The organism is Rhizobium subbaraonis (genome assembly GCF_900220975.1).
In the GTDB taxonomy this organism is placed as follows: Bacteria; Pseudomonadota; Alphaproteobacteria; order Rhizobiales; family Rhizobiaceae; genus Mycoplana; species Mycoplana subbaraonis.
Map to the genome: position 1 here is coordinate 88,756 of NZ_OBQD01000018.1, position 8,924 is coordinate 97,679.

The window sequence follows — 8,924 nt, forward strand, 5'->3', positions numbered from 1 at the left end:
GAGCGAAGCATGGCCCTGCAATTCGACATCGAGGAATATGCCAACCGGCTGCAGCGCCTGACGGCGAAGATGCGCGAGGAGAAGCTGGACGCCATACTGCTTTTCGCGCAGGAAAGCATGTACTGGCTGACCGGCTACGATACCTTCGGCTACTGCTTCTTCCAGTGCCTGGTGGTGAAGTCCGACGGCGACATGGTGCTGCTTACCCGTTCGGCGGATCTCAGGCAGGCGCGCCAGACCTCGAACATCGAGAAGATCGAAATCTGGGTTGATCGGGCCAACGCCGATCCGGCCATGGACCTGAAAAACCTGCTTTCCGAGATGGACCTGCTCGGCTGCCGGATCGGCGTGGAGTATGACACCCATGGCCTGACGGGCAGGAACACGCGGCTGCTCGACAACCAGCTCCAGAGCTTCGGCCAGTTGGTGGATGCCTCCCCCGTCGTCAGCCGACTACGCCTCATCAAGAGCGCGGCCGAAATCGCCTACATAGAGAAGGCCGCAGCCCTTGCCGACGACGCGCTCGACGCGGCGCTCCCCCTGATTGCGCCCGGCGCCGACGAGGCTGCCATCCTCGCGGCCATGCAGGGTGCGGTACTCGCCGGCGGCGGCGACTATCCGGCCAACGAGTTCATCATCGGCTCGGGCGCAGACGCCCTCCTTTGCCGGTACAAATCCGGGCGACGTAGACTGGACGCCAACGACCAGCTGACGCTCGAGTGGGCGGGCGTGAGCGCACACTATCACGCTGCCATGATGCGCACCGTGATCGTCGGCGAGGCGACCAACCGTCACCGCGAACTCTACAGCGCCTGCCGCGAAGCCATCCAGGCCATCGAGATGGTGCTGCGGCCCGGCAACACCTTCGGCACCGTCTTCGACACGCACGCCCGGATCATGGAAGAGCGCGGCCTCGCCCGCCACCGGCTGAACGCCTGCGGCTATTCGCTGGGCGCCCGTTTTTCGCCCTCCTGGATGGAGCATCAGATGTTCCATGTCGGCAATCCACAGGAAATCCTGCCCGATATGTCGCTCTTAGTGCACATGATCATCATGGATTCCGACACCGGAACGGCGATGACGCTGGGCCAGACTTACCTGACGACGCCGGACGCTCCGAAGCCGCTGTCGCGCTACAGACTCGATTTCATCGAGGTATGAGCGCCCGCCGGCGGACAAATCCGGAATTGACACGCCACCGCACCGCACAGCATAAATCCGTCCGTGGAATGGAGGGACGATGCACTTCGCAAACGGCGGACGGAAACGGATGCGTGAGCTGAAGCAACGGATCACCCTGGTCGGTCTTCTCCTGCTTGCGGGCTGCAACAGCACGGATGCGCTCACCCCGCAGGTCGATGTCGGCGGCGGCACGATGCGCTCTCCGCCCGTCACCCAGCGCGATCTCGACCAGATGAGTGCCGAGAACCCGCCGGTCGCAAATGCGCAGGCGTCCCCGATGGCCGGTTCGCCGGGTGGGTCTTCGCAGGCAGGAGGCACGGGCACGCTGGAGGCCCAGGCCGACGCCCTTTCGCGCAGCCAGCACAATCCGGTCGCGAGCGGTGCTGGCGGCACCGTCATCGATGATCCGGGCGCGCAGCAGTCCATCGCCGCACAGCAGGCGTCTCAGGGCCAGAACGGTCAAGGCCAGAGTCCTGAGGGACAGTACACTCCGGGCCAAACAGCGCGGGGCCAAACCAATCCGGGCCAGCCGCAATCTTCCGCCCAGCAGACCGAGACCGCGTCACTCGCGCCGGCCGCAGGCGGCGACAGCATCCGTTTCCTGCCCATCATCGGCGCGCCGGTCGAAGCCGTGACGCCGCTCTCCCGCCAGCTCGGCGCGCAGGCTCGCGCCAGCGGCCTGACGATCAAGAGTTCCTCCGACAACAGCAGCCGATTTATCCTGAAGGGATATTTCTCGGCCATGCAGGACGGCGGCAAGACCAACGTCGTCTATGTCTGGGATGTGCTCGACAGCACCGGCGCCCGGCTTCATCGCATCCAGGGCCAGGATAGCGTGAACGCTACAGCGAAGGATCCCTGGGCCGCCGTGCCAGCCGCCACGATGGAGGCGATCGCGCAGCGAACGATCCAGGAATATGTCAGCTGGAAGAGCCAGTCGGGCGGATGAGCCAACCGCACGAAGCATGGCATGAGGCACGGCATGAAGCTCCATGCCGTCTCCCGACGTAAGCCGCACCCTTCCCGACGCAGGCGACCCGCGATCCATGATCGCGGTCGCCGCGTGGCGCATGCCTGTCAAGGCAATCCTGCCCCACTGGAATGCGCCATGCAGCCGCTCTCCGGTCACGCGAACAGAAAATCGTCCGCGCTGAGATCGGTCACGCCGGCCACAGTGATGTCGTTTGCGGTATCGAAGCGAACGATACTGTCGCCACCGCCGACATCGATGTCGAGATCCGCAAAGGCGTGGATGCCGACCGCGGCGAAGGCCTTGAGGTCGATCTTGTCCCAGCCCTTGTCGAAGTCGACCTTGTCGTGCCCGTTCTGCGGCGCGAACACGAAGCGGTCCGCGCCCGCCCTGCCGATCATGTAATCGTCGCCGGTCCCGCCGATCAGCCAGTCCCGTCCGGCGCCGCCGTCCAGCACGTTGCCGGTCCCGCCGACCACGGTCAGCTTGTCGTCACCGAAGCCGCCCTTCAGGAAGCTCGATCCGAGCGAGCCCGCAGTCACCGTCGCAATCAGCACATCGTCGCCCCAGGCCCCGTCGAGCCGGTTTTCGACGCTGAAGGTGCCAGGCGAATAGGAGGCCGGAACCGAGGTAATGGTCGCGGCGAGGCGATCGTTTCCTGCTCCTCCATAAAGGACGTTGGCAACCTCGTACGAGCCGAATCGGACATCGAGCGAAGCTTCTAGGGCGTCCTTGCCGTCACCTCCTTCCAGGTAGTTGAACGCCTTGACGTGCTGGCTGGCCGCGGTCGTTTCTGCCTTCAGCCGGTCGTTGCCCGTCCCTCCGTACAATCGGCTCGTAACGTCCGTAAATGTATTGCCTGTGTCGATCTGCTTGACTTCAAGCTGATCGTTGCCCTGATCGCCCCTCAACTCATTGACGCCGACCGGGGCCCTCGAATTGGAATTCGTGTAGTTGTAGGCACGTAGAATATCGTCGCCCCAGCCGCCGCGCAGCAAGTTGGAAACAAGCTCGGTGGCGATGGAACGCCCTATTGCCGTTGCATCGAGTACATCGTCACCGGATCCGCCGTGGAGTATGTTGCTTGCAGTCGCGATCGAACCAACCAGTTCCGTTTCCGCGCGCGCCTTTATGTAGTCATCGCCGGAACCGCCATCGACAAGAATCTTCGCCAGGAGGTCGCCGAGAGCGCCGCGCGTATCCGCCAGCGCATCGATCCTGTCGTCGCCCGATCCACCAAGAATATGAATTTTCGCCGTGAAGTCTGCGACAACTGTCTGCGCCAGGTTTGCGGTGGCCTTGATTATGTCGTGCCCCCTTCCCCCGTCCTGGCGGATCTCGGCAGAGAGCTGACGCTCCGGAAAGGTAAGCAATCCCCCTTGAAGGGTAATGGTCGCCTCGAGTTTATCTCTGCCGGACCCGCCCATCTGTATGGCTAGTCCCTTGACCGGATCGTCGCCCTGCATAGGGATGACCACTGTCGTCTTCAGCTTGTCGTCGCCGCTGCCGCCGAGCAGCGCGGTGCGATTGTGGCTGCTGCTCAGCCAGTCGTCGGCGCCGAGCCCGAACACGATATTGCCCTCCGCCTTTGTTGCGAGGACGTCGCTGCGTCTTGTTCCGAGGATCACCTGGTCGACCGGATCGATGAGCAGGAGCCATTCGAGCGACTTGAGGTCCTGGACATATTGGTAGGCGGATTTTCCAAGCTTTGCAGCCAGATTGTGCATTTTCCCGAACATTGCCATTTCATCCTCCTTGCAATGACGTAAGTATTCCAAAGAGTTTTCGCGGCATGGAGAGACCATGGCCGGAAGGTGGTGAAAAAAATGACAGATTTCGCCGCAAAATCATGTTGTTCTTACTTTGTAATTTTGTCCACGCCTCCAAAATCATGACATGCGAACGAAACAAACTAGACCGAAAGACTTACCACGCGCACGTGTCACGCGACGCACAGACCAGGGTGCCCCTGCAGCGAGACACCGCCTGCAAGCCATGATCCTGCCCATTGCCGCTCGTCATCCGCACTCTTCCGACGCAAAGAGCGCATTCCGACGAACGACACGACGGAGGAAAGAGCGCAAACCCTGCGGCACGGGACTTGCATTCACGCCCGGGAACGCTAAAAGGCAGCCCATCAGCATTCTCGTAGGCCATCAAACAGGCGGACCATAGATGAAGGTTTTCGCGGGCAACTCGAACCGGCTGCTGGCCGAAGCGATCTGCAACTATCTCAATGTCCCCCTAGGCCGCGCCAGTGTGCGCCGCTTCGCAGACCAGGAGATCTTCGTCGAGATCCAGGAAAACGTGCGTGGTGAGGATGTCTTCGTCGTCCAGTCGACGTCGTTCCCCACCAACGACCATCTGATGGAACTCCTGATCATGATCGATGCGATGCGGCGCTCCTCCGCCCGCCGCATCACCGCCGTCCTCCCCTACTTCGGCTACGCCCGACAGGACCGCAAACCCGGTCCGCGCACGCCGATCTCGGCCAAGCTGGTCGCAAACCTGATCACCGAAGCCGGCGCCGACCGCGTCCTCACCCTCGACCTGCATGCCGGCCAGATCCAGGGCTTCTTCGATATCCCCACCGACAACCTCTACGCCATTCCGATCCTTGCCCGCGACGTGAAGGACAATTACGACCTGAAGAACGTCATGGTCGTCTCGCCCGACGTCGGCGGCGTGGTACGCGCCCGCGCGCTCGCCAAGCGGCTGGACTGTCTGCTGGCGATCGTCGACAAGCGCCGCGATCGGCCGGGTGAGTCCGAGGTCATGAACGTCATCGGCGATGTCTCCGGCAAGGACTGCCTGCTGATCGACGACATCGTCGATTCTGGCGGCACGCTCTGCAACGCGGCAGAAGCCCTGCTGAAGAACGGCGCAACAAGCGTCACCGCCTATATCACGCACGGTGTCCTGTCCGGCGGCGCCGTCACCCGCGTCACCTCTTCCAAGCTCAAGGAACTGGTGATCACCGACTCGATCCAGCCGACGACGGCGGTGCAGTCCGCCCACAACATCCGCGTCATCACCACCGCCGGCCTGCTTGGTGAAGCGATCAACCGGACCGCAGCGGAAGAGTCCGTCTCCAGCCTGTTCGACTGAAGGGAGGCGCAGCGCGCAGCCCCGCCATTTAGCGATCGCTTGCAACTGATCGGCGGTGCAAGTTGCGCGCCTGGTATCCTGCGCGTCGCCCACCTCATACGGCGGGTCGGGCACGATTGGCACGTCCCGGTGCGACCACGCCGAATCACATTCGCCGCGCCATTAGCATATCGAGCACAACCCGCAAGAAGAAAATTGCGCGCCCCGATTGCGCAACGTTGAATTGTGTCATAATTTAGCCGCGGGGAATTTAGCAGCAAACCGACGCGATCCGCGAGGGATCTAACGCGCGAGCACAACGTTCGCGCGAACGGACCTCCGTGTGCCGCGCGCGCCTGGCCGAGGGATATGCCGTGAGCCACATCAGCGGAACCGTCGACGTTCTCGATCTTTCGTCACTTGTGACAAGGCCCGCCTCGGCGAGAAACCCGGATGGCAGCCATGTCCTAGCCCAGGCGGGGACGGGAGCGAGCATCGTCATCCACGGTTTCGGCCCGGACGGCGACAGTCAGCGCTTCACATTGGAGGTCAATGCCGCGCCGGTGCGACTGTGGCTCATTCCGAAACCGGGCGAAGGCGAAACCGGCTATGTCCTGATGTGGGCGGCAAACAAGGGCGCCGGCCTCTTTCAGCAAGTCCTCGATGCCAGCGGCCAACCGGTCGGCGAGGTGGAGATGCTCCAGGACGACAACGGGGCGATTCCGTTCCTCAATGCCGCCCTGAGCCCGCTTTCGAACGGCAACTGGCTCGCCTCCTACGAACATTGGGACGGATTGATGTTGCAGATGGTCGACAGAGCCGGCGACCCCGTCGGTGACCCGGTCATAGCGCCCCAGTTCATATACGAATACACGGCAATTCCCGACGGTGAAGGCGGCGTCTTCCTGCTGGGCTTCGACTATGAGGTCTACGATAGTGTCTATTTTGCCTATCACTACGATGCCCAGCTGCAATTGCTGTCGTTCGAGCGGTTATGGGTTACGAACTACGCTTCCATCGCAACACCTATCGGCCCGGGCGAGAGTGTGACCGCCTATGTGGAATCGAACCAGCTTTTCGTCACGTTCACCGATCTTCACGCCGGCGAAGCGACGAACGCCTCCATATTCGACCTGCCCTCATCCGTCCGAAACATGACTCTGAGCCTCACGCAACTGAGTGACGGCGACATATTGGCAACCTGGACCCGGGCACCCCAAGGCGAAACGCCCGCGCTGCAGGGGCTGCGGATCAATGCAGATGGCAGCCTTGACGGGGCGGTCTTCGATATTGCAGCCATGCCGGACCTTCATACCACCACACCGGCCACCGTAACCGCCCTGCCGGATGGCGACTTCTCGATCGCATTTATCACCAGCGACGGTGGATCAAAGCAGGTCCGCCAGCTTTCCGTCGACTACGTCGGCGATGCGCCGGAAGGCCTCGACGCAACGATCACGCTTTTGGAAGACGGAGTGCATGTCTTCGCAGCCGATGATTTCCAGTTTTCGGACGCAAACAACGATGGGCTGGCCGCAATCGAAATCACCGCACTGCCGGAGCAAGGGACACTTCTGTTCGACGGTGCGCAGGTCGCCGTGGGGCAGTTCATCGATGCCGATGACATCGACCTGCTCGTCTACCGGCCGGATCCGGATCAGCACGGCACAGACTATGCGTCGATAGACTTCAAGGTCATCGATGCCAGCACATATGGCTCGGACGGATCTCGCAACAAGGACGACGAGGCCAATACGATCACCTTCGATGTCACCGCGGTAGATGACATCCCCACCGGCAAGGACAAGACGGTGGTGGTTCTGGAGGACGAGTCTTACGGCTTTACAGCCTCGGACTTCGGCTTCAGCGACGCCGACGGCCAATCCTTTGCGATGTTGCAGGTCACCAGCCTTCCACCCGGCCTGCTGCTGCTGGAAGGCCGGTCGGTTTCGGCGGGAGAGAGGATCGCTTATGGCGACATTGCGAAGCTTGTCTACATGCCGGCGGCAGACGCTTCCGGGATCGCCAGCTTCACCTTTCAGGTCATCGACCAGGGGACAAGCAACAATATCGATCCCGTGCCGAAGACCTTCCAGTTCGAGATTTCGCCGGTCAACGACGCTCCGTCCGGAACGGACCGCATGATCGATCTCCTCGAAGACAGGACGTATACCTTCAAAACTGCCGACTTTGGCTTCACCGACAAAGCGGACGGCCATGCGCTGGCAGGCGTCAAGTTCACGACGCTGCCCACGGCAGGAACGCTGACCCTGTCCGGCAAGGCACTCAAGGCCGGCCAGATCGTCAGTTCGGCAGATCTCGGCAAGCTGGTCTACACGCCCACCGCCAATGCCACCGCCCCCGTCTCCTTCACCTTCCAGGTCATCGACAATGGCGGAAAGGCCAATGACGGCATCGATACCGACCCGACGGCGAACGCATTCCGTTTTTCGATCAAGCCCGTCAACGATGCTCCAACGGGTGCCGACAAGACGATCGAGCTGCTGGAAGACAGCGCCTACAAGTTCAAGCCCGCCGATTTCGGTTTCACCGACACTGCGGACGGTCATGTGCTGGCAGGCGTGAAGTTCGCGGCGCTGCCCTCCGCTGGAAGCCTGACGCTGTCCGGCAAGGCGCTGAAGGCCGGCCAGATCGTTGCTTCCGCCGACCTTGGCAAGCTGGTCTATACGCCGGCTGCCCATGCCACAGCGCCCGCATCCTTCTCCTTCCAGGTCATCGACAATGGCGGAAGGGCCAATGGCGGCATCGACACCGACCCGACGCCGAACGCCATCCGCTTCTCGATCAAGCCGGTCAACGATGCTCCGTCAGGTACCGACAGGACGGTCGGACTGCTGGAAGACAAGACGTTCACCTTCAAGGCCGCCGACTTCGGCTTTAATGACAAGGCGGATGGGCACACGCTGGCAGGCGTGAAATTCGCGACGCTGCCCACCGCGGGAACGCTGACCCTGTCCGGTAAGGCGCTGAAGGCCGGCCAGATCGTCGCCGCCGCCGATCTCGGCAAGCTGGTCTACACGCCCACCGCCAATGCCACCGCGCCCGCATCCTTCACCTTCCAGGTCATTGTCAACGGCGGAAAGGCCGATGGCGGCATCGACACCGACCCGACGCCGAACGCCATCCGCTTTTCGATCAAGCCCGTCAACGATGCTCCTTCGGGTGCCGACAAGACGGTCGGACTACTGGAAGACAAGACGTACACCTTCAAGGCCGCCGACTTCGGCTTCACCGACAAGGCGGACGGTCATGTGCTGGCAGGCGTGAAATTCGCGACGCTGCCCACCGCGGGAACGCTGACCCTCTCCGGCAAGGCGCTGAAGGCCGGGCAGATCGTCGCTTCCGCCGACCTCGGCAAGCTGGTCTATACGCCGGCTGCCCATGCCACAGCGCCCGCATCCTTCTCCTTCCAGGTCATCGACAATGGCGGAAAGGCCAATGGCGGCATCGACACCGACCCGACGCCGAACGCCATCCGCTTCTCGATCAAGCCGGTCAACGATGCTCCGTCAGGTACCGACAGGACGGTCGGACTGCTGGAAGACAAGACGTTCACCTTCAAGGCCGCCGACTTCGGCTTTAATGACAAGGCGGATGGGCACACGCTGGCAGGCGTGAAATTCGCGACGCTGCCCACCGCGGGAACGCTGACCCTGTCCGGAAG

General features: G+C 62.2%; 5 protein-coding genes. 4 read left to right on the plus strand and 1 reads right to left on the minus strand.

Going from position 1 to position 8,924, the window contains the following annotated elements:
• Nucleotides 1–9: 9 nt before the first annotated feature.
• Both CRO48_RS23950 and CRO48_RS23955 read left to right on the plus strand, forming a co-directional pair.
• Complete coding sequence (locus CRO48_RS23950; protein WP_097142282.1) at nt 10–1,161, plus strand: M24 family metallopeptidase; 1,152 nt, start codon at nt 10–12, stop codon at nt 1,159–1,161.
• Between the two features lie 109 nt (nt 1,162–1,270).
• On the plus strand, nt 1,271–2,131 hold the full coding sequence (locus CRO48_RS23955) for a hypothetical protein (RefSeq protein WP_097142283.1): 861 nt from the start codon (nt 1,271–1,273) through the stop codon (nt 2,129–2,131).
• 176 nt (nt 2,132–2,307) lie between these two features.
• Here CRO48_RS23955 and CRO48_RS23960 read toward each other — a convergent pair whose 3' ends face one another.
• Nucleotides 2,308–3,897: a calcium-binding protein gene (locus CRO48_RS23960; RefSeq protein WP_097142284.1), complete on the minus strand. Its 1,590-nt coding sequence runs from the start codon at nt 3,895–3,897 to the stop codon at nt 2,308–2,310.
• Between the two features lie 430 nt (nt 3,898–4,327).
• Between CRO48_RS23960 and CRO48_RS23965 the strand changes: the two genes are divergently transcribed.
• Both CRO48_RS23965 and CRO48_RS23970 read left to right on the plus strand, forming a co-directional pair.
• On the plus strand, nt 4,328–5,260 hold the full coding sequence (locus tag CRO48_RS23965; protein ID WP_097142285.1) for a ribose-phosphate pyrophosphokinase: 933 nt from the start codon (nt 4,328–4,330) through the stop codon (nt 5,258–5,260).
• A gap of 353 nt (nt 5,261–5,613) precedes the next feature.
• Nucleotides 5,614–8,924, plus strand: a 3,311-nt coding sequence (locus CRO48_RS23970) for an Ig-like domain-containing protein (protein ID WP_176526869.1), incomplete at its 3' end; no start/stop codon positions are given.